Origin of the sequence: Kocuria sp. LUK (assembly GCF_021012935.1) — a bacterium.
Classification (GTDB): Bacteria; Actinomycetota; Actinomycetes; order Actinomycetales; family Micrococcaceae; genus Kocuria; species Kocuria flava.
In genome coordinates this window covers 239,377-259,061 of the sequence record NZ_JAJMZI010000004.1, presented here as the reverse complement: position 1 = coordinate 259,061, position 19,685 = coordinate 239,377, and the positions used below count along the sequence as shown (strand labels likewise).

Annotated in this window: 19 protein-coding genes; 11 read left to right on the top strand and 8 right to left on the bottom strand. The window is 74.7% G+C overall.

Going from position 1 to position 19,685, the window contains the following annotated elements; all coding sequences use genetic code 11:
* Positions 1–19 precede the first annotated feature (19 nt).
* Entirely contained in the window at positions 20–1,498 is a 1,479-nt protein-coding gene (locus LQU92_RS09145; RefSeq protein WP_230780107.1) for a sodium:alanine symporter family protein, read from the bottom strand.
* A gap of 209 nt (positions 1,499–1,707) precedes the next feature.
* Positions 1,708–3,543, bottom strand: coding sequence for a dihydroxy-acid dehydratase (ilvD, locus tag LQU92_RS09140; RefSeq protein ID WP_230780105.1), 1,836 nt, complete (start codon positions 3,541–3,543; stop codon positions 1,708–1,710).
* Positions 3,544–3,715: 172 nt separating this feature from the next.
* On the opposite strand from ilvD, the gene LQU92_RS09135 reads away from it, so the two are divergent.
* Both LQU92_RS09135 and LQU92_RS09130 read left to right on the top strand, forming a co-directional pair.
* Positions 3,716–5,239: a gluconokinase gene (locus LQU92_RS09135; RefSeq protein ID WP_230780102.1), complete on the top strand. Its 1,524-nt coding sequence runs from the start codon at positions 3,716–3,718 to the stop codon at positions 5,237–5,239.
* 132 nt (positions 5,240–5,371) lie between these two features.
* A complete protein-coding gene (locus LQU92_RS09130; protein ID WP_058857240.1) occupies positions 5,372–5,665 on the top strand; it encodes a hypothetical protein in 294 nt (97 codons plus the stop codon).
* A 58-nt stretch (positions 5,666–5,723) separates the two neighbouring features.
* Here LQU92_RS09130 and LQU92_RS09125 read toward each other — a convergent pair whose 3' ends face one another.
* Genes LQU92_RS09125 through LQU92_RS09115 form a run of 3 tightly spaced genes read right to left on the bottom strand, consistent with a single transcriptional unit; the run spans position 5,724 to position 8,340 of the window.
* Positions 5,724–6,914, bottom strand: coding sequence for an acetyl-CoA C-acetyltransferase (locus LQU92_RS09125; RefSeq protein ID WP_230780100.1), 1,191 nt, complete (start codon positions 6,912–6,914; stop codon positions 5,724–5,726).
* Positions 6,911–7,609, bottom strand: a complete 699-nt coding sequence (locus LQU92_RS09120; RefSeq protein WP_230780098.1) for a CoA transferase subunit B — start codon at positions 7,607–7,609, stop codon at positions 6,911–6,913. Before LQU92_RS09120 ends, LQU92_RS09125 begins: the two co-directional genes overlap by 4 nt.
* Positions 7,606–8,340 (bottom strand): CoA transferase subunit A, encoded by a 735-nt coding sequence (locus tag LQU92_RS09115; RefSeq protein ID WP_112255835.1) that lies wholly within the window; start codon positions 8,338–8,340, stop codon positions 7,606–7,608. The genes LQU92_RS09120 and LQU92_RS09115 overlap by 4 nt, the downstream gene beginning before the upstream one ends.
* A 145-nt stretch (positions 8,341–8,485) precedes the next feature.
* Between LQU92_RS09115 and LQU92_RS09110 the strand changes: the two genes are divergently transcribed.
* Entirely contained in the window at positions 8,486–9,286 is an 801-nt protein-coding gene (locus tag LQU92_RS09110) for an IclR family transcriptional regulator (protein ID WP_230780388.1), read from the top strand.
* 10 nt (positions 9,287–9,296) lie between these two features.
* Here the strand turns inward: LQU92_RS09110 and LQU92_RS09105 are convergent, their stop codons facing one another.
* Positions 9,297–10,052 (bottom strand): 3-hydroxybutyrate dehydrogenase, encoded by a 756-nt coding sequence (locus tag LQU92_RS09105; RefSeq protein ID WP_101851636.1) that lies wholly within the window; start codon positions 10,050–10,052, stop codon positions 9,297–9,299.
* 287 nt (positions 10,053–10,339) lie between these two features.
* On the opposite strand from LQU92_RS09105, the gene LQU92_RS09100 reads away from it, so the two are divergent.
* Entirely contained in the window at positions 10,340–11,548 is a 1,209-nt protein-coding gene (locus LQU92_RS09100) for a cobalamin-independent methionine synthase II family protein (protein ID WP_230780083.1), read from the top strand.
* A 261-nt stretch (positions 11,549–11,809) separates the two neighbouring features.
* Complete coding sequence (locus tag LQU92_RS09095; protein WP_230780080.1) at positions 11,810–13,216, top strand: MFS transporter; 1,407 nt, start codon at positions 11,810–11,812, stop codon at positions 13,214–13,216.
* A 108-nt stretch (positions 13,217–13,324) separates the two neighbouring features.
* On the opposite strand, the gene LQU92_RS09090 is transcribed toward LQU92_RS09095, so the two are convergent.
* On the bottom strand, positions 13,325–13,807 hold the full coding sequence (locus tag LQU92_RS09090; protein WP_230780077.1) for an Lrp/AsnC family transcriptional regulator: 483 nt from the start codon (positions 13,805–13,807) through the stop codon (positions 13,325–13,327).
* A 154-nt stretch (positions 13,808–13,961) separates the two neighbouring features.
* Here LQU92_RS09090 and hisC point away from each other — a divergent pair, with 154 nt between their 5' ends.
* The 5 genes from hisC to LQU92_RS09065 all read left to right on the top strand — a co-directional run bounded on the left by hisC (position 13,962) and on the right by LQU92_RS09065 (position 18,703).
* Positions 13,962–15,107 (top strand): histidinol-phosphate transaminase, encoded by a 1,146-nt coding sequence (gene hisC / locus LQU92_RS09085; protein WP_308071612.1) that lies wholly within the window; start codon positions 13,962–13,964, stop codon positions 15,105–15,107.
* A gap of 33 nt (positions 15,108–15,140) precedes the next feature.
* Positions 15,141–16,844 carry a thiamine pyrophosphate-binding protein gene (locus tag LQU92_RS15315; RefSeq protein ID WP_230780073.1) on the top strand — a complete coding sequence of 568 codons (1,704 nt, stop codon included), beginning with the start codon at positions 15,141–15,143 and terminating at the stop codon, positions 16,842–16,844.
* 100 nt (positions 16,845–16,944) lie between these two features.
* A complete protein-coding gene (locus LQU92_RS09075; RefSeq protein WP_230780070.1) occupies positions 16,945–17,766 on the top strand; it encodes a GAF and ANTAR domain-containing protein in 822 nt (273 codons plus the stop codon).
* A 176-nt stretch (positions 17,767–17,942) separates the two neighbouring features.
* The gene (locus LQU92_RS09070; protein WP_230780067.1) at positions 17,943–18,194 is read left to right on the top strand and encodes a hypothetical protein; all 252 of its coding nucleotides are present in this window, start codon (positions 17,943–17,945) and stop codon (positions 18,192–18,194) included.
* A 224-nt stretch (positions 18,195–18,418) separates the two neighbouring features.
* On the top strand, positions 18,419–18,703 hold the full coding sequence (locus tag LQU92_RS09065; protein ID WP_230780065.1) for a hypothetical protein: 285 nt from the start codon (positions 18,419–18,421) through the stop codon (positions 18,701–18,703).
* Positions 18,704–18,764: 61 nt separating this feature from the next.
* Here the strand turns inward: LQU92_RS09065 and LQU92_RS09060 are convergent, their stop codons facing one another.
* Positions 18,765–19,004, bottom strand: a complete 240-nt coding sequence (locus LQU92_RS09060; protein ID WP_230780063.1) for a hypothetical protein — start codon at positions 19,002–19,004, stop codon at positions 18,765–18,767.
* Positions 19,005–19,090: 86 nt separating this feature from the next.
* Between LQU92_RS09060 and LQU92_RS09055 the strand changes: the two genes are divergently transcribed.
* Entirely contained in the window at positions 19,091–19,678 is a 588-nt protein-coding gene (locus LQU92_RS09055; protein WP_230780060.1) for a CGNR zinc finger domain-containing protein, read from the top strand.
* The last annotated feature ends 7 nt before the right edge of the window (positions 19,679–19,685 follow it).

Genomic DNA, 19,685 nt, shown 5'->3' with positions numbered 1-19,685 from the left:
TCGTTGCGGGTGCGGCCCGTCAGCGGGTGCGGGCGGCCCGGCGGTCCTCCCAGTAGGCGCGGGTGGTCACCTCGTCGGTGCCGTCCCAGGCGCCCAGGCCGCTGAGGCCCGGGACGTCGCCGCTGTGGAAGACCGGCTCGAGACCCTGCCGCCGCTGGGCCTCGTAGTTCTTCAGCACCCGGGTCGCCACGCCGGCGAGCAGGACGAGGGCGACGAGGTTGATGGTGGCCATGAACGCCATGAACAGGTCGGCGAGCGACCACACGAGGTCCAGGGCGAGCACGGCCCCGCCGAAGACGAACACGAGCACGACCACCCGGTAGGCCGTCATCGCCGCGGTGGAGCCGGTGAGGAAGCGGATGTTCGCCTCGCCGTAGTAGTAGTTGCCGATCACCGAGGTGAACGCGAAGAGGAAGATCGCGACCGTCAGGAAGTGCACCGCCCAGCTGCCCAGCTGCAGGGCCAGCGCCGACTGGGTGAGGGAGGCCCCCTCGCGGCCGCCGAACTCGGGGTTCGACAGCAGCACGATGAACGCGGTGACGGAGCAGATCAGCCAGGTGTCGAAGTAGACGCCCAGCGCCTGCACGAAGCCCTGCTTGGCGGGGTGGGAGACGGACGCGGTGGCCCCGGCGTTGGGGGCGGAGCCCATGCCCGCCTCGTTGGAGAACAGCCCGCGCTTCATGCCCTGGATGAGCACGCCGATCACGCCGCCGGTGACGAACTCGCGGATCCCGAAGGCACCCTCGACGATCTGGGTCAGCACGGCCGGGACCTCGCCGATGTTCAGCGCCACGACGAGCAGGCCCAGCAGCAGGTAGAGCACCGCCATGACCGGCACGACGACCTCGGAGACGGCGGAGATGCGGCGGATGCCGCCGAAGATGATCGCGGCGGTCAGCCCCACGAGCACCGCGCCCACCAGGATGCGGAACCACAGGGCGTCCGCGGCGGCGATGTCCATGCCCAGGGACCCGCCCAGGGCGTCGACGATCGAGTTCGACTGCACGGAGTTGAACACGAAGCCGTAGGTGATGGTGATGATCACGGCGAACAGCAGGCCCATCCAGCGGGCGCCGATGCCGCGCTCCATGTAGTAGGCGGGCCCGCCCACGTAGCCGGTGGGGGCCTTGATCTTGTAGAGCTGGCCCAGCAGGGACTCCACGAAGGCCGAGGCCGCGCCGATGCCGGCGATCACCCACATCCAGAACACGGCCCCGGGCCCGCCGAGGCTGATGGCGATCGCGACGCCGGCGATGTTGCCGGTGCCCACCCGGGAGGCGGCGGAGACGGTGAAGGCGCGGAAGGCGGAGATGCCCTTCTTGCCGTCCTCGGCCGGGCCGGGCTTGTCGCCCAGGACGCGGAACATCTCGGGGACCAGGCGCAGCTGCACCACCCCGGTGCGGACGGTGAGGTAGAGGCCCACCCCGATGAGGACGGCGAAGACCACGTTCCACACCCAGCCGCCCAGGGTGCCCACGATGTCGGTGACGAGTTCCATTCCAGCTCCGAACTGTGACGGACGCGCGGCCGCGGGACGGGTGTGCGCGGCGGCGGCGCGTGAACGACGGGAGCGCCCTGTCGGGCGCGCTACGGGCACACTCTAGTGGAGGTGATCCGCGTCTCCACCCCCGGGGCGCATCCCGCCGACGACGACGGCGCCGCCCACCGGCCGGTGGGCGGCGCCGTCGGGCGTCCGGGGCGGGCGGGTCAGTCGACCACGCGCACCGCGCCCCGGTCCGCGGAGGTGACCATCGAGGCGTAGGCGCGCAGCGCCTGGGAGACCTGGCGCTCGCGCGGCCTCGTCGGCGCCCACGGGGCGGCGCCCCTGGCCTGGCGGCGGGCGGCGAGGGTTGCGTCGTCGACGTTGACGCGCAGCACGCGCCGGGCGACGTCGATCTCGATCTCGTCGCCGGTCTCGACGAGCCCCACGGCGCCGCCGGCGGCGGCCTCCGGGGAGATGTGCCCGATCGAGAGCCCGGAGGTGCCCCCGGAGAAGCGGCCGTCGGTGATCAGCGCGCACTCCCGGCCCAGGCCGAGGCCCTTGAGGTAGGAGGTCGGGTAGAGCATCTCCTGCATGCCGGGCCCGCCCCTGGGGCCCTCGTACTGGATGACGACGACGTCGCCCGGCTGCACGTTCTTGGACAGGATCTCGAACACGGCCTCGTCCTGGGACTCGACCACGAAGGCCCGGCCCACGAAGCGGAAGAGCTCCTCGTCGATGCCGGCGGTCTTGATCACCGCACCGTCCTCGGCGATGTTGCCGTAGAGGATGGCCAGGCCGCCGTCGGCGGTGTAGGCGTGCGCCACGGAGCGGATGCACCCGTTCTCGGCGTCGAGGTCGAGGGACTCGAAGCGGTTGGCGGTGGAGAACGCCCGGGTGGTGCGCACCCCGCCGGGGGCGGCGAGGAAGAGCTCCTGCGCGCGCTCGGAGGCCCTGCCGCTGCGCACGTCCCACTCGTCGAGCCAGGTGGCGAGGTCGGGGGCGTGGACGCTGTGCACGTCCTCGTCGAGCAGCCCGGCCCGGCGCAGCTCGCCGAGGATCGCGGGGATCCCGCCGGCGCGGTGGACGTGCTCGATGTGGTACTGCGTGGAGTTCGGGGCGACCTTGCACAGGCAGGGCACCCGGCGGGAGAGGGTGTCGATGTCCGGGAGGGTGAAGTCGACCCCGCCCTCCTGGGCGGCGGCGAGGATGTGCAGGATCGTGTTGGTGGACCCGCCCATGGCGATGTCCAGGGCCATGGCGTTGCCGAAGGCGGCCTTCGTGGCGATGCTGCGCGGCAGCACCGAGTCGTCGTCCTGGTCGTAGTAGCGCCGGCACAGGTCCACGATCCGGCGCCCGGCCTCGCAGAACAGCTCCTTGCGGGCGACCTGCGTGGCCAGGGTCGTGCCGTTGCCCGGCAGGGAGAGCCCGAGGGCCTCGGTGAGGCAGTTCATGGAGTTGGCGGTGAACATCCCGGAGCACGAGCCGCAGGTCGGGCAGGCGTTGCGCTCGATCTGCCCGAGCTGCTCGTCGGTGATCGACTCGTCGGCGGCCAGGGAGATCGCGTCGACGAGGTCGAGCCGGTGCTCCACGACGCCCTCGACGGCCTCGCCGGACTCCATGGGGCCGCCCGAGACGAAGACCACCGGGATGTTCAGGCGCATGGCCGCCAGCAGCATCCCCGGGGTGATCTTGTCGCAGTTGGAGATGCACACGAGCGCGTCGGCGCGGTGGGCGTTGACCATGTACTCCACCGAGTCCGCGATGAGGTCGCGGGAGGGCAGGGAGTAGAGCATGCCGTCGTGGCCCATCGCGATGCCGTCGTCGACCGCGATGGTGTTGAACTCCTTGGTCACCCCGCCCGCCTCGCGCACGGCGGAGGCCACGAGGTCGCCCATGTCCTTGAGGTGGACGTGACCCGGGACGAACTGCGTGTAGGAGTTGGCGATCGCGATGATCGGCTTCCCGAAGTCGTCGTCGCCCATGCCGGTGGCCCGCCACAGGGCGCGGGCGCCGGCCATGTTGCGGCCGTGGGTCGAGGTGCGGGAGCGCAGCTGTGGCATGGCGTGCTCGGTCTCTTTCGCTCGGGGTCCGGTGGGCGCGGCGCGCCCGGGGTCCGTCCCGAAGAATACGCCGGTCCGTGCCGGCGCATGCGTCCGTGGACGTGCGTCTCAGCATGTGGTCGCCGCCACGGTCCCTAGACTGGGGCCCACGACGCGAGGAGGCCCGAAGAGCATGAGCACCCGATCCGCACCACCGCGGCCGCAGGACGGCACGTCCTTCAGCGTGGAGCTCGCCGACGCTCTGGACCCGCTGGTCCTGGCCCTCGACGTCGGCTCGACGGCCAGCCGCGGCGGGCTGCACGACGCGACCGGCACCCCCGTGCGCGGCTACCGGCACAAGATCGAGCACGCGTTCACCACCGCCGGTGACGGGACCTCCGTGCTCGACCCGGACCGGGTGGTCGACGAGCTGGCCCGGATCACGGACCTCGTCGTGGCCGGGCCGGAGCTGCGCGGCCGGGTGGCCGGGGTCGCCCTGGACACCTTCGCGTCCTCGCTCGTGGGCACCGGGCCCGACGGCGCGGCGCTGACCCCCTGCTACACCTACGCGGACTCCCGGTGCGCGCCCCAGCTGGCGGCGCTGCGCGCGGAGCTCGACGAGGCCGAGGTCCAGCAGCGGACCGGCGCGCGGCTGCACACCTCCTACCTCGCCCCCCGCCTGCGCTGGCTGCGCGAGGAGGACCCGGGGACGTGGGGCCGGGTCGCGCGCTGGGTCTCGCTGGGCGAGTACGTCCACCTGCGGCTGCTGGGCACCGCCCGGGCCGGGACCTCGACCGCCGCGTGGACCGGGCTGCTCGACCGGCGCACCGGCCGGTGGGACGAGGCCCTGCTGGCGGCGTGCGGGCTCGAGCCCTCCGCGCTCGGGGAGCTCGCCGACCCCCAGGACCCGCTCTTCGACGTCGACCCGGCCGTGGGGCGGCGCTGGCCCAATCTCGCCGCGGCGGCGTGGTTCCCGCCGGTCGCGGACGGGCTCAGCGCCAACCTGGGCTCGGGCGGCGCGGACGCGGCGACCACGGTCGTCTCCCTGGCCACCTCCGGCGCGGCCCGGGTGCTGCTGCACGAGATCCCCGAGGAGGTCCCGGCCGGGCTGTGGTGCTACCGCGTGGACGCGCGGCGGTGCCTGCTGGGCGGGGCGCTCAACGACGTCGGGCGGGCCCTGAGCTGGGTGCAGCGCACGCTCGCCCTGCCCGAGGGCACGGACCTCGACGGGATCGCCCGCGCCGAGCCCTCCCCCGGCACGCCCGCGGTGCTGCCCTTCCTCACCGGCGAGCGCTCGACCGGGTGGGCCGGCGGGGCCCGGGCGGTGCTGGCCGGCGTCACCGCGGACCACGACGGCCCCGCCCTGGCACGGGGCGTGCTGGAGGGCCTCGGGGTCTCCTACGGGCGGGTCGCCGACGAGCTCGCCCGGGCCGCCCCGGGCGCCGAGCGGGTGGTGGCCTCGGGGCGGGTCGCCCAGGAGGTGCCGGGGCTGCTGCAGGTCCTCGCCGACGCGCTGGGCGTGCCCGTGGCCCGCGCGGACTTCAAGCGGGCCACGCTGCGCGGGACCGCCCTGCTGGCCCTGGAGACCCTCGCCGCCGGGGTGGTCCCGGCGGAGCCGCCCTACGGGCCGGAGCACCGGCCCGTGCCCGGGCGCGCGGAGCACTACCGCGGGGTCCGCGACCGGTTCGAGGAGCTCTACGCGGCGCTGGTGCGCTGACGCGCCACGGGAGGACACGAACGTGTGCTCCCGGAAAACCCCTTGAGGCCCCGCGTGCGCCCTTCCTAGCCTGGTCTGCGGGCAGGCTCCCCCCGGTGGCCCGCCCTCCCACCGCGACGGAAGGACCCACGGATGGACGACGACGCCCTCGCCCGGGAGCAGGCCCGGCGCCTGCGCGAGGCCCTGGAACGGGCCGTGATCGGCTCCCACCGGCTGTGGCTGCGCTACCTCGGCCTCGGCGGCCGGGAGGGCGAGCTCGAGGTCGAGGCCTACCTGCACGAGTGCCTGGTCCTGCCCGCCCGCCAGCGCGACCTGCTGGCCTGGGCCGCGAACACGCTGCTGGACCCGCGGGTCCACCCGCGGGTCCCCTCGACCCGGGACCTCGTTCCGCCGGAGTCCGGGGGCCGGGGACCGGCGGAGGGCTGAACCGGCCCGGGGCCCGCCCCCGGGGTCACTCGGCGGTGGGGGGCGGTGCAGCGGCCGGTCAGTCGCGGTGGAGCAGCAGCGCCTCGCCCTGGCCGCCGCCGCCGCACAGGGAGACCGCGGCCTTCCCGGTGCCGCGGCGGGCGAGCTCGAACGCCGCGTGCAGGGCCAGCCGGGCCCCCGACGCGCCGATCGGGTGGCCCACCGCCACGGCGCCGCCGTGGATGTTGGCCCGCTCCAGCGGGTAGTCGAGGTCCCGCAGGGACTGGATGAGCACGGACGCGAACGCCTCGTTGATCTCGATGAAGTCGAGGTCCTGCACCGACCAGCCGGCCTTCGCCACGGCCGCCTCGATCGCCCGTGAGGGCTGGGAGTGCAGCGAGGTGTCGGGCCCGGCCACCTGGCCGGGGGCGCCGACGACGGCGAGCCACTCGAGGCCGTGGCGCTGCGCGTACTCCCGGGTGCTCAGCACGAGCGCGGCGGCCCCGTCGGACAGCGGCGAGGAGTTGCCGGCGGTGATGGTGCCGTCCGGGGCGAACGCCGGGCGCAGCCGTGCCATGGACTCCGCGGTGGCCTCCGGGCGCACGCCCTGGTCGGTGTCGACGACGAGCGGGTCGCCCTTGCGCTGCGGGACGGTGACGGGGGCGATCTCCTCGCGGAAGACCCCCTCCTCGGCGGCGCGGGCCGCGCGCCGGTGGCTCTGCGCGGCGACCTCGTCCTGCTCCGCGCGGGAGATGGCGCGCTCGCCGTTGCCGGACTCCGTCAGCGAGCCCATGGACACGCACGCGGCGACGTCCACGAGCCCGTCCTTGGCCACGGCGTCCTCGAGCTTGAGGTCGCCGTAGCTCTTGCCCTGGCGCACGCCCAGCGCCAGGTGCGGGGCGTTGGTCATGGACTCCTGGCCGCCGGCGACGACGACCTCGGCCTCGCCCGCGCGGATCATGCGGGCGGCGTGGGTGACGGCCACGAGCCCGGAGAGGCAGACCTTGTTGACGGTCTCGGCCGGCACGTCCAGCGGGATGCCGGCGGTCACGGCGGCCTGGCGGGCGGGGTTCTGCCCGGCGCCGGCCTGCAGGACGTGGCCCATGAGCACGTAGTCCACCTGCTCGGGGGCGACGCCGGCGCGCTCGAGGGCGTGGCGGACGGCGTGGGCGCCGAGCTCGGCGGCGGTGAAGGAGGCCAGCTGCCCCAGGATCTTGCCCTGGGGGGTGCGGGCGCCGGACAGGACGACGACGTCGGTGGGGCTGCTCATCGGTTCTCCTCGGGTGCTGCGGGGCCGGTCCCGGCCGGGACGGTGGCGGGGGTGATGTCCTGGAGGTCGGTGCGGAAGGCGGCCTCGGTGCGCTCGCGCACCTGTTCCTCGGTCACCCCGGGGGCGAGGCTGCGGAGCACGAGCCCGTCCTCCTCGACGTCGAAGACGCACAGGTCGGTGATGATGCGGTCGACGACGCGGACCCCGGTCAGGGGCAGGTCGCACTCCGTCCGGATCTTGGGCGAGCCGTCCTTGGCGGTGTGCTCGGTGAGCACGACGACGCGCGGGGTGCCGGCGACGAGGTCCATCGCCCCGCCCATGCCCTTGACCATCTTCCCGGGGATCATCCAGTTGGCGAGGTCGCCGGTGCCGGAGACCTGCATGGCCCCGAGGACGGCGATCTTGACGTGGCCGCCGCGGATCATCCCGAAGGACGTGGCGGAGTCGAAGATCGAGGCCCCGGGCTGGAGGGTGATGGTCTGCTTGCCGGCGTTGATCAGGTCCGGGTCCTCCTCGCCCTCGTACGGGAACGGGCCCATGCCCAGCACCCCGTTCTCGGACTGCAGCACCACGCCCACGCCCTCGGGCAGGTTGTTGGCCACGAGGGTGGGGATGCCGATGCCGAGGTTGACGTAGTCGCCGTCCTCGAGCTCGGCGGCGGCGATGGCCGCCATCTCGTCGCGGGTCCAGCTCATGCCCGGTCTCCGTTCTGCTCGGTGCCGGCGGCCGGGCGCGGCCGCACGGTGCGCTGCTCGATCTCCTTCGGGGCGCCGCTGTACTGCACGACGTGCTGGACGTAGACGCCCGGGGTCACCACGTGGTCCGGGTGGAGCTCGCCCACGGGCACGAGGTGCTCGACCTCGGCCACGGTGACCTTCCCGGCCGTGGCGACGACCGGGTTGAAGTTGCGGGCGGTGTAGCGGTAGACGAGGTTGCCGTCGGTGTCCCCGGACCAGGCGTGGACGAGGGCGAGGTCCGCGACGATCCCGCGCTCCTGGACGTAGGTGACGCCGTCGAACTCGGCGTGCGGCTTGCCCTCGGCCACGAGCGTGCCCACGCCGGTGCGCGTGTAGAAGGCGGGGATGCCCGCGCCGCCGGCGCGCAGCCGCTCGGCGAGGGTGCCCTGCGGGTTGAACTCGACCTCGAGCTCCCCGTCGAGGTACTGCTGCGCGAACAGCTTGTTCTCCCCCACGTAGGAGGCCAGGACCTTGCGCACCTGGCGGCCCTCGAGCAGGACCCCGAGGCCCTTGCCGTCGACGCCCATGTTGTTCGAGACCACGGTGAGGTCCCGGGCCCCGGAGGCGCGGACGGCGTCGATGAGGTCGCGCGGGATGCCGCTGAGCCCGAACCCGCCGACGGCGAGCGTCATGCCGTCCTCGAGGTGCTCGGCGAGCAGCTCGGCGGCGTTGCTCCTGACCTTGGACACGGTGTGCCCCTTCCTGTCCGGTGACCTGTGATCCACGACTCAATCTAGGGAGGGCTCACATACCGGTCAACAGGATCGGCGCGCTCCCGGGCGAACCGCTCACCATCCGGCCAATCGGTCCCGGAATGTCCATATAGTGGAGTCCATGACGGAGGCGGTGGAGGTCCCCGGGCGGCGGGGTGCGGGGACGGGCGGGACGCAGGTGGTGCACCGGAGCGCCCAGCTGCTGCGGGCGATCGCGGGCCGGGAGGAGGGGGCCACGGTCGCCGGGCTGGCCGCGGCCACGGGCCTGACCCGGCCCACCGTCCACCGGCTGCTGAGCGGTCTGGCCGCCGAGGGCCTCGTGGAGCGCTCGGCGGCGAGCGGGGCGTGGCAGCTGGGCCCGGAGCTGTACGTGCTCGGGGCCGTGGCGGCCCACCGCTACCCCATCCGCGAGCTCGCCGCCCCCTCCCTGCGCCGGCTGGCCGAGGCCACCGGGGAGAGCGCGTTCCTCTCCGCGCGCCGCGACCTCGAGACCGTGTGCCTGGCCCGGGTCGAGGGCGCCTTCCCGATCCGCTCGCACGTGCTCTACGAGGGCCTGCGGCTGCCGCTGGGCGTGGCCTCGGCGGGGCTGGCGATCCTGGCGCACCTGCCGGAGACCGAGGTCGAGCGGGTCCTGGACGCGACCGCCGGGGCCCGGGCGCAGTGGGGTCCGCTGCACGTGCCGGAGCGGATCCGGCCGCTGCTGGCCGAGGTCCGCCGGCGGGGCGTCGCGGTGAACCCGGGCATGATCGTCGAGGGCAGCTGGGGCATGGGCGCGGCGGTCTTCGACGCCACGGGCGCCCCCGCCTACGCCCTGAGCCTGACCGGGATCGAGCCGCGCTTCGCCGGGGAGCGCCGGGAGCTGCTGGGGCGGGCGCTGCTCGCGGAGGCGCACCGGCTCTCGCGCGAGCTGGGCCACCGCTGAGCGGCCGGGCTCAGCGCGCCGTCCAGCCGCCGTCCATCGTGTAGGAGGCCCCCGTGACCATGGCGGCGTGGGGGCCGGCGAGCCACGCGACGAGACTGCCGACGTCCTCGGGCTCGACGAGCTTCTTGACCGGGGTCTCCCCCAGCATGATCCGCCCGATAACCTCCTCCTCGGGGATCCCGTGCACCGCCGCCTGGTCGGCGACCTGCTTCTCGACGAGCGGGGTGCGCACGTAGCCGGGGTTGACGCAGTTGCTGGTGACCCCGTGCGGGGCGCCCTCGAGGGCGACGGTCTTCGACAGCCCCTCGAGCCCGTGCTTGGCGGAGACGTAGGCGCTCTTGTAGGCCGAGGCGCGCAGGCCGTGCACCGAGGAGATGTTGACGATCCGGCCCCAGCCGCGCTCGTACATGTGCGGCAGCGCGGCCCGCACGAGCAGGAACGGGGCCTCGAGCATGAGCACGAGGATGCGGTGGAAGTCCGCGGGGTCGAACTCGTGGACCGGGGCGACCTTCTGGATCCCGGCGTTGTTGACGAGCACGTCCACCTCGAGGTGCAGCCCGGCCAGGGCCGCGGTGTCGAGCAGGTCCACCGCCCAGGCCCGGCCCCCGAGCTCGCCGGCCGTGCGCTGCGCGCCCTCCTCGTCGACGTCGGCCACCACCACCTCGGCGCCCGCGGCGGCCAGGGCGCGGGCCGCGGCCAGGCCGATGCCGCTGGCCCCGCCGGTGACGAGCGCGGTGCGCCCCTCGAGGTCCTGCTGCTGGGTCATGGGTCTCCTCCTCGTGCGGCGCGCCCCCGGGCGGGCGCGGACCACCGCCACGGTATGTGATCCGGCGCACGACGGCGAGCACCCCGCCGCGCGTCACACGGCGTCACGCCCGTCATGCGGGTGCGGAATGGCGCGGGCCCCCACCCGTGCGGTGGGATGGGACGGCCCCCTCCGCGGCGGCCGGGGAGCCTGGCCCGGCGACGCCGCGGCACCCGCGCCGCCCGGCCCCGTGCCCGAGGCGGCGGCGCCGAGCACACCAGGACCGAATTGGAAAGGACGGCATCCCCATGCTGCGAAGCACCGAGCGCATCCTCACGTCCCACGCCGGGTCGCTGCCCCGCTCCCCCGAGCTGCTCGAGGCCAACGAGGCCCGGCGGTCGGGCACCTCCTCCCCCGAGGCCCACGAGCGGCTGCTGCAGGACGCGGTGGTCGACGTCGTGCGCCGGCAGCGCGAGGCGGGGGTGGACGTGGTCAACGACGGCGAGTACGGCCACGCGATGGCCTCGCCCGTGGACTACGGGGCCTGGTGGCACTACATCTTCGACCGGATCTCGGGGCTGACCCCGGGCGAGGTGGGGCTGTGGGAGCAGGAGCCGCGCCGCTCCGCACCGGGCCGCACGGTGCTCACGAGCTTCGGCGACCGCCGCGACCGGCAGCGCTTCGCCGAGGCCTACACGGACCCCGACTCGGGGATCACCACGGGCAGGCAGAAGCCGTTCCCGACGATCACGGGCAAGCTGGAGTACGTGGGCCAGGAGGCCGTGGCCGCGGACATCCGCAACCTCAGGGCCGCCCTGGACGCGACCGGGGCGCAGGAGGGCTACCTGGCGGCGCTGTCCCCCGGGTCCTGCGCGCGGCTGCAGAACGAGCACTACGCCGACGAGGACGAGGTGCTCACCGCGTGCGCCGAGGCCCTGCGGGAGGAGTACCGGGCGATCACGGACGCCGGGCTGATCGTGCAGATCGACGACCCCTCGATCGCCGAGAACTGGGACCAGATCAACCCGGAGCCCACGGTCGAGGACTACCTCGCGTTCACCCGCAAGCGCGTGGAGGCCCTGAACTACGCCCTCGAGGGCATCCCGGCCGAGCAGGTGCGCTTCCACCTGTGCTGGGGCTCCTGGCACGGGCCCCACACCACGGACCTGGAGTTCCGCCACCTCGTGGACCTGATGCTGGAGATCGACGCCGGCGCCTACAGCTTCGAGGGCGCCAACGTCCGCCACGAGCACGAGTGGCGGGTGTGGGAGGACCGCGCGCTGCCCGAGGGCAAGCTCATCGTCCCGGGCATCGTCTCGCACGCCACCAACGTGGTGGAGCACCCCGAGCTGGTGGCCGACCGGATCGAGCGCTTCGCCCGGATCGTGGGCCGGGAGAACGTCATCGCCTCCACCGACTGCGGGCTCGGCGGGCGCATCCACCCGCAGATCGCCTGGGCCAAGCTCGAGACCCTCGCCCGCGGCGCCGAGCTCGCCACCCGGCGACTCTGGGGCTGAGCACTCCGGACCGCACGGGCGCACCCCTGGGCCCCGGCTCCTCCGCGCAGGAGCCGGGGCCCCGGCACGTCCGGGACACGTCCGGGGCGCCGGCGGGGACACCCGCGGCCCCCGATCCCGACATCCTCCGGACGGCTCGACGGGCGGGGTGACACGGATCACGCGGATCCGTATCATGGCACTCAATTACCGAACGTTCGGTCAACACGGACGTCCGGCCGCCGAGAACGGCTCCCGTTCCCGATCCACTGGAGACCACACATGGCCCACACCGCTTCCGCCCCGGCCGGGCGGCACGAGATGTCCCACGAGGAGCGCAAGGTCCTCGCCGGCACCCTCGTCGGCACCACCATCGAGTGGTACGACTTCTTCATCTACGCGCAGGCCGCCGCCTTCGTGCTCGCCCCCCTGTTCTTCGAGCCCCTGGCCCAGGAGAACGCCGGCCTCGCCCAGGTCGTGGCGTGGGCCTCGCTGGGCATCAGCTTCCTGTTCCGCCCGCTCGGGGCGGTCGTGGCCGGCCACCTGGGCGACAAGCACGGCCGCAAGCTCGTGCTCGTGCTCACGCTGGTCGGCATGGGCGCGGCCACGATGCTCATCGGCCTGCTGCCCACCTACGCCACGATCGGCGTGTGGGCCCCGATCCTCCTGATCCTGCTGCGCGTGATCCAGGGCTTCTCCGCCGGCGGCGAGTGGGGCGGCGCGGCCCTGATGTCCGTCGAGCACGCCCCCCGCCACAAGCGCGGGCTCTTCGGCGCGTACCCGCAGATCGGCGTGCCCCTGGGCATGCTCCTGGCCACCGGCTTCATGTTCGCGATCACCTCGCTGGTGAGCCCCGAGGACTTCCAGGCCTGGGGCTGGCGCATCCCGTTCCTGTCCTCGGTGGTGCTCATCGTGGTCGGCTACCTGATCCGCAAGACCGTCGACGAGTCCCCGGTCTTCAAGGAGATGCAGCTGCGCAAGAAGGAGTCCTCGGCGCCGCTGGGCCAGCTGTTCAAGCACAACTCCAAGGAGGTCACCCTCGCGGCCCTGATCTTCGCCGCCAACAACGCCGCCGGCTACCTGGTCATCGCCTTCTTCGCCTCCTACGGCGCCAAGTCCCTGGGCATGGACCGCTCCGCGACCCTGATCGCCTCCCTGATCGGCGGCGTCGGCTGGCTGGTCTTCACGATGCTCGGCGGGTGGATGTCGGACACCGTCGGGCGCGTGCGCACCTTCCAGATCGGCTACGGCATCATCATCCTGTGGGCGATCCCGATGTGGTTCCTGCTCGACACCGCCTCCCTGCCGCTGTTCGCCCTGGCCATCGTGATCCTCACCATCGGCCTCGGCCCGTCCTACGGCCCGCAGTCGGCGCTCTACGCCGAGATGTTCCCGGCCCGCGTGCGCTACTCGGGGGTCTCGATCGGCTACGCGTTCGGCTCCATCATCGGCGGCGCCTTCGCGCCGATGATCGCCCAGCTGCTGCTCAACGAGACGGGCATGTCCTGGACCATCGGCGTGTACATCGCCGCCCTGGCCCTGGTGTCCTTCATCGCCGTGTCCATGGTCCCGAAGTCGCTGCAGGGCACCGACCTGCACGTCGAGGAGGTCCACGAGCAGTACGTGGCCGAGCACCCCGAGGCCCGGCAGGTCCTCGACGCCGCCCGGGCCGCCGAGCAGCGCGACTGAGCCCCACCGGCGCCGCTTCCGACGGACGCCCGCCGCCGCCCCTCACGGGGCCGCGGCGGGCGTCCGTCGTCGTCGGGCCCGGCGCGGACCGGACCGCCGCGCCCCGGCTCAGGACTGCCCGGCGGTGCGGCGCAGCAGCCCGGTGAGCCGCAGCGGCATCACCTCGAGCAGCGAGATCGCCGTGCTCGTGCGCAGCACCCCCGGGGTCTCGACCACGAGGTTCGTGATCCGGTGCAGGTCCTCGGTGTCGCGGGCCACCACGCGCGCCAGCAGGTCGGCGTCCCCGGTGGTCGCGTGGATCTCGATGATCTCCGGGATCGCCCGCAGCCCGGCCAGCGCCTCCTCCCCCGCGCCCTGGCGGATGGACAGCTCCACGAAGGCCGTCAGGTCGCAGCCCAGCGCCCGCGGGTCCAGCCGGCGGCTGGGCGAGCGCAGCACCCCGCCCTCGGTCAGGCGGCGCAGCCGGGCGTGGACGGTGTTGCGGGCGACCCCGAGCGTGCGGGCCAGGGCGAGCACGCTGGCCGCCGGGTCCTGGTCGAGGGCGAGGATGATCCGGGCGTCGAGGGCGTCGAGGCGGTGCATGCTGCGCATTCTGTCAGCGAGAAGGCCATCCGGTGAGCACCTGTCACAGTCGGGAGCGGGTGTGTTGCGCAGCTCACGGCCGCCCCGGGAGCATGGCGGGAGAACCCGGCAGCACCGGGGCGCACCGGCCGACCGGGCGCCCCGCACTCGAGGAAGGCCTCCCGTGACCACCAGCTCCACCGCCCGCCCGGCCGGCGCGACCTCCGCCCCGGCCGCCACCGTCCCCGACCCCTCGGCGGAGCCGCCGCTGCGCCCGGTCGTGGCGCAGCTGCCCGGCTACGTGGCCGGGCGCCGGGCCTCCGGCGCGCTCACCGCCGCGCTGGCCTCCAACGAGAGCCACTACGACCCCCTGCCCTCGGTGCTCGAGGAGGTCCGGGAGGCGGCCGGGCGGATGAACCGCTACCCGGACATGGGTGCGGTGCAGCTGCGCGAGCGGATCGCGGCGTTCCTGGGCGTGCGCCCGGAGGAGGTCGCCGTGGGCCCCGGCAGCGTGGGCGTGCTCCAGCAGATCCTCGGGGCGACCTGCGGGCCCGGCGACGAGGTCGTCTTCGCGTGGCGCTCCTTCGAGGCCTACCCCATCCTGGTGAGCCTCACCGGGGCCACCGCCGTGCCCGTGCCCCTGGCCGCGGACGAGGGCCACGACCTGGAGGCCATGGCCGCGGCGGTCACCGACCGCACCCGGGCGGCGCTCGTGTGCTCCCCCAACAACCCCACGGGCACGTCCGTGCCGCAGGCGGCGCTGGAGCGCTTCCTGGCCGCCGTCCCGCCGCACGTGCTCGTCGTCGTCGACGAGGCCTACGTCGAGTTCGTCGACGAGGAGCGCCCGCTCGACGCCCTGGCGCTGTTCCGCGCCCACCCCAACGTCTGCGTGCTGCGCACGTTCTCGAAGGCGTACGGGCTGGCCGGCCTGCGGGTGGGCTACGCGGTGGCCCACGAGGGGCTCGCCGAGGGCCTGCGCAAGGTCGCGCTGCCCTTCGGCGTGAGCACCGTGGCCCAGCGGGCGGCGATCCGCTCCCTCGACGCCGCCGGCGAGCTGCGCGAGCGCGCCGCCGCCGTGGCCGCCGAGCGCCGCCGGGTCACCGACGCCCTGCGCGCGGCCGGGTGGGAGCTCCCGGAGAGCCAGGCCAACTTCGTGTGGCTGCGCGCCGGCGACGCCCTGCGCGAGGCCCTCACCGGGGCCTTCGACCGGGCCGGCGTGCTCGTGCGCGCCTACCCCGGCGACGGCGTGCGGATCACCCTCGCCGACCCCGCCACGAACGACCGCGTGCTGGCCGTGCTGGCCGACCGCGCGGCGTTCCCCGCCCGCTGACCGCCCGCCCCGCCGACCCGAGAGGCCGATTCCGTGACCACCTCCGCCCCGGAGACCTCCGCCGCCCCGTCCCCCGCCGCAGGGTCCCCGACCGTCTCGACCGCCGTGGCGGACGTGCTCGCCGAGCGCACCGGGCACCTGTTCGGGCTGATGGGCAACGGCAACGCCCACCTGATCAGCACCCTCACCCGCCGGGGCTTCCCGTTCACCTCCGCCCGGCACGAGGCCGCGACCGTCGCGATGGCCGACGCCTGGCACCGGGCCACCGGCCGCACCGGGGCGGCGACGACGACGTACGGCGCCGGCTTCACCAACGCCTACACCGCCCTGGCCGAGGCACGGCTGGCCCGGATCCCGCTGGTGCTCGTCGTCGGCGACGCCCCGAGCACGGGACGCCGCACCTTCGACGTCGACCAGACGGCCGCGGCCGCCGCCGTGGGGGTGACCACCCTGGTCGCGCGCCCGGACAACGCCGTGGCGATCGCCCACCGGGCCTTCGACCTCGCCGAGCGTTCGGTGCAGCCGGTCGTGCTGGCGATCCCCTACGACCACGGCACGGCCCCGCTCACGGACCCGGTCGCCCTGGACCCGCTGCCGGCCAAGCCCGTCTGGCACGCCACCGCCGAGGAGCTGGACCGGGTGGCCGAGGTCCTGCGCGAGGCGCGGCGGCCGCTGCTGCTCGCGGGCCGGGGCGTGGTGCTGGCCGGCGCCGTGACCCCCCTGAAGGAGCTCGGGGACCGGATCGGCGGCCTGTTCATGACCTCCGTGATGGCCGCCGGGGCCTTCGCCAGCCCGTGGGACCTCGGCATCGCCGGCGGCTTCACCCGCGACCACCGCCTGGCCCTGGCGCGGCAGGCCGACGTCGTGCTCGTGGCCGGCGCGTCGCTGAACGCCTTCCAGTCCCGCTACGGCACCCTCTTCGCCGAGGGCACCCGCGTGGTGCGGATCGACAACGAGCCCGCGGAGGAGCTGGTCCACCCGCAGGTCACCGACTACGTCCGCGCCGACCTCGCTCCGTTCCTCGAGGCCCTCACCGGCCGGGTCCCCGCCGCGGAGCAGTCGCGCACCTGGCGGGCCGCCGTGCCGGAGGTCGCCACGGAGGCCTTCCGCTCGGCCGAGCCCGTCGAGGACCCGGCGGAGTTCGGCCCGGACGGCCGGCTCAACCCGCGCGCGGTCGTCGCCGCGCTCGAGCGGATCCTGCCGCGGGAGCGCTCCGTGGTGATGGACGGCGGGCACTTCATCGGCTGGGCGCCGATGTACCTGTCCGTGCCCGACCCGCAGGCCATGGTGCTCGTGGGCACGGCCTTCCAGTCCATCGGGCTGGGCTTCGGCTCCGCGGCCGGGGTCTCGGCGGCCCGCCCCGACCGCACCACGGTCTTCTTCTCCGGCGACGGCGGCGGGCTGATGGGCCTGGCCGACCTCGAGACGTTCCTGCGCACCACCCGCCGCGGCGTGGTCGTGGTGCTCAACGACTCCGCCTACGGCGCGGAGCTGCACCAGTACGCCGCCAAGGGCCTGCACGAGCAGGCGATGCTCATCGACGAGGTGGACTTCGCCGCGCTGGGGCGGGCGATGGGCGCCGACGGCGCGAAGATCACGGACCTGGCCGGGCTGGCGCGGCTCGAGCAGTGGCTGGCCGGCCACGAGGAGGGGGTGTTCGTGCTCGACGTCGCCATCTCGCAGAAGGTCGTGGCCGAGTTCATGAGCGCCTCGATGTCCGCCGGGCGGCGGCTCTGAGCCCCCGCCCGGCGGACCCGGGACGGTGACGGGCGGCGGGGCCGGTCGGTAGGATGCGGGCAGCGCCGCCCGGCGCCGTCGTCGAAGGATGCCCGCACCCATGACCGGTTCCCGCCCCGCCCCCGCGACCGGGGACTCCCCCGCCGTCCCGCTGCACGAGGCCCTGGCCGGCAGCGAGGACCTCCGGGAGTTCCTCGAGGAGTTCGCCCGCATCATGGCCGCCCGTCTCTCCGCGGGCGGGGCGGAGGTCTGGTGCGCGATCACGCTGCTGCGCGACGGGACGGTCGGCACGGTCGCCGCCAGCACCGCGCGCGCCGAGGTCCTCGACGAGCTCCAGTACGACCACGACGACGGCCCCTGCCTGGCCGCGGCCCGCGAGCAGGAGCTCGTGCACGTCCCGGACCTCGCGGCCGACGGGCGGTGGGGCGACTACGGCGCCGCCGCCCTCGCCCACGGCGTCCACGGCGCGGCCGCGGCCCCCTTCGACCTGCCCGAGCCGGACCGCGCGGCCCTGAACGTCTACGCCGGGGCCCCGCACGCCCTCGACGACGACGCGCTCGCCGCCGTGGTCCGGGAGGTGTCCTCCGCCTCGACGGCCCTGCGCCTGGCCCTGCGACTCGCCCGGCACCGGGAGACGGAGGCGGACCTGCGCACCGCCCTGTCCTCGCGCACCACGATCGACCTCGCCGTGGGCATCCTCATGGGCCAGCAGCGCTGCTCCCAGGACGAGGCCTTCGAGCTGCTCGCCGCCGCCGCGGGGGCCCGCGGCGCGAAGCTGCGCGAGATCGCCGCCGAGCTGGTGCGGAGCACCGGCGGCGCGCAGGCGCGCACCCACTTCAACGACGCCCGGGCCTCGTCCCGGCCGCGGCCCGGGCCGGAGGAGGACCCCTCCGGGGCCGGCGGGGGCGCCTGGATGGCGTAGGCTGGTCCCGGTCCAGTAGCGGGCTCGGCACTTCCTCCTGCTCACTGAGAGACCGTCCTCATGGCCCTGTCGCTTCCCCTGCGCCGCCGCTCCGCGGCCGCCGCGCCCCCGCCCGCTCCGGCCCCGACCGGCACCGCCCCGCTGCACGTCACCGTGCGCACCCCGGACGCCGCCCGGTGACCGATCCCGCCGGAGGGAGCCTCGCCGTCCCCGAGCGGCCGGCCGGTGCGGACCCGACCGTGCTCGTGCCCGACGACCCGTTCCCCGACGACCTCATGGAGCTGCCCCTCCTGACCCTGCAGGTGCTGCACAGCCGGCTCTGCCGACAGCTCGAGCGCGAGCACCGGGCCCCGGGCGGCCCGCACCCGCTGACCCTCGACCGGCTCCGGGACGTCGGGGTGGAGCTGGACAGCCGCCTGATCGCCTGAGCGTCCCGGCGCCCGGGCCTCCGCCGCCCGAGCGCGGTGGGAGCAGGCGCGCGGCCCGGCCGGTCCCGCACCGTCCGGTCCCGCACCGTCCGGTCCCGGCCGACCCGGGGTGGGCTGTGCCCGGGATGGGCCCTGTCCGGCGAAGAGGGGGCATTGCTTTCGCATCTGAAGGCGGATCATGGGAACAGGACGCCCGTCCGCTCCACGACCCAGGGGGACCCGCCATGACCGCCACCGCCCACCCCAGACCCGCCGCCGGCCCCGCCTCGGGCGCCGAGGACGCCGTGCGCGCCGAGGTGGTCAACGCCCTCGCGCTGCAGGGTGTGCAGGTCTCGGCCGTGACCACGCTCTTCGACGGGCGGGAGTGGGGCGTGACCGTCACCGGTCACAGCCCCGGCCTGGCCGAGGGGGACGTGCGGGTCGCCGTGTGGAACACCGTGCTCAACTGCACCGCGCTCTACGGGGTGCGCCGCCCGGTCGAGAGCGTGCGCGTGCGCTTCGAGGGCTGAGCGGACCGCACCGCCGGCCCCGGACGGGGCCCGTGCCCCGGCCCCGTGCGCGCGGCCCGCGTCAGGCCGCCGCGCCGCCGGGCTCCCCGCGCAGGCCCCGCAGGCTCCGCCCCGGGCCGTCCTGCGGCCCGGGCAGGGGCCGGGCGTGGTCGCCGAGGACCGTCCAGCCGCGCCGGACGTTGCCCCACGCGTCGTGCAGGGTCCACGCCCGCAGGGGCAGGCGCTCGCGCGCGGGCACGGTGAACCGCCCGAGGGCGGCGAGGACCGCCAGGAGGACGAGGACGTAGAGGGCGCCGACCACGAGGAGCTCCTTGCCGCGCAACCGCACTGTAATGGTCTAATGGATGGACAGTACTGACATTAGAGACGAGACCTGTAAGGGGTCAAGTGCACTTTGCTTATGACGTCGAGGACATGCTCGAGTTCGTCCTCGCCCTCCTGAACACCGCACCCGGCGCGTCGTCCTCGGGGGAGGACGAGCTGACGACCGTGCAGGAGCTGCGGGACCTCCTGGCCGAGCACCGGTTCTCCGGGCGCTCCGACGGCACGGCCGAGGAGCTCGCCGAGATCCGGGCGCTGCGCCAGGAGCTGCGGCAGCTGTGGGTCCTGGACCGCGAGCCGATGGTCGAGGCCGTCAACGCACTGCTCGCCAGCGAGGATCTCGCGCCGCGGCTGGCCCGCCACGACGGCCTCGACTGGCACCTGCACGCCGCGGCCCCGGACGCACCCCTGGCCGTGCGGCTGCACCTGGAGACGGCCGTGGCCCTCGTGGAGGTCATCCGGGCCGGGGAGACCGGCCGGCTACGCGTGTGCGAGGCCGAGGACTGCGACGGCGTCCTGCTCGACCTCTCCCGCAACCGCTCCAAGCGCTTCTGCGGGGCGCGCTGCGCCAACCGGACCAACGTCGCCGCCTACCGACGGCGCCGGGGCACCGACGAGGACGCCGGGCGCGCCGGCGGGGCCGCGAGCGCCTGAGCCGGCC

What these genes read in the sequence shown, in the direction of transcription:
- LQU92_RS09075 (WP_230780070.1), top strand. Translation starts at nt 16,945, where the DNA reads ATGACCGGTTCCCGCCCCGCCCCCGCGACCGGGGACTCCCCCGCCGTC.
- LQU92_RS09105 (WP_101851636.1), bottom strand. Translation starts at nt 10,052, where the DNA reads ATGACCCAGCAGCAGGACCTCGAGGGGCGCACCGCGCTCGTCACCGGC.
- LQU92_RS09130 (WP_058857240.1), top strand. Translation starts at nt 5,372, where the DNA reads ATGGACGACGACGCCCTCGCCCGGGAGCAGGCCCGGCGCCTGCGCGAG.
- LQU92_RS09065 (WP_230780065.1), top strand. Translation starts at nt 18,419, where the DNA reads ATGACCGCCACCGCCCACCCCAGACCCGCCGCCGGCCCCGCCTCGGGC.
- LQU92_RS09090 (WP_230780077.1), bottom strand. Translation starts at nt 13,807, where the DNA reads ATGCGCAGCATGCACCGCCTCGACGCCCTCGACGCCCGGATCATCCTC.
- ilvD (WP_230780105.1), bottom strand. Translation starts at nt 3,543, where the DNA reads ATGCCACAGCTGCGCTCCCGCACCTCGACCCACGGCCGCAACATGGCC.
- LQU92_RS09135 (WP_230780102.1), top strand. Translation starts at nt 3,716, where the DNA reads ATGAGCACCCGATCCGCACCACCGCGGCCGCAGGACGGCACGTCCTTC.
- LQU92_RS09100 (WP_230780083.1), top strand. Translation starts at nt 10,340, where the DNA reads ATGCTGCGAAGCACCGAGCGCATCCTCACGTCCCACGCCGGGTCGCTG.
- LQU92_RS09125 (WP_230780100.1), bottom strand. Translation starts at nt 6,914, where the DNA reads ATGAGCAGCCCCACCGACGTCGTCGTCCTGTCCGGCGCCCGCACCCCC.
- LQU92_RS09120 (WP_230780098.1), bottom strand. Translation starts at nt 7,609, where the DNA reads ATGAGCTGGACCCGCGACGAGATGGCGGCCATCGCCGCCGCCGAGCTC.
- LQU92_RS09110 (WP_230780388.1), top strand. Translation starts at nt 8,486, where the DNA reads ATGACGGAGGCGGTGGAGGTCCCCGGGCGGCGGGGTGCGGGGACGGGC.
- LQU92_RS09145 (WP_230780107.1), bottom strand. Translation starts at nt 1,498, where the DNA reads ATGGAACTCGTCACCGACATCGTGGGCACCCTGGGCGGCTGGGTGTGG.
- LQU92_RS09095 (WP_230780080.1), top strand. Translation starts at nt 11,810, where the DNA reads ATGGCCCACACCGCTTCCGCCCCGGCCGGGCGGCACGAGATGTCCCAC.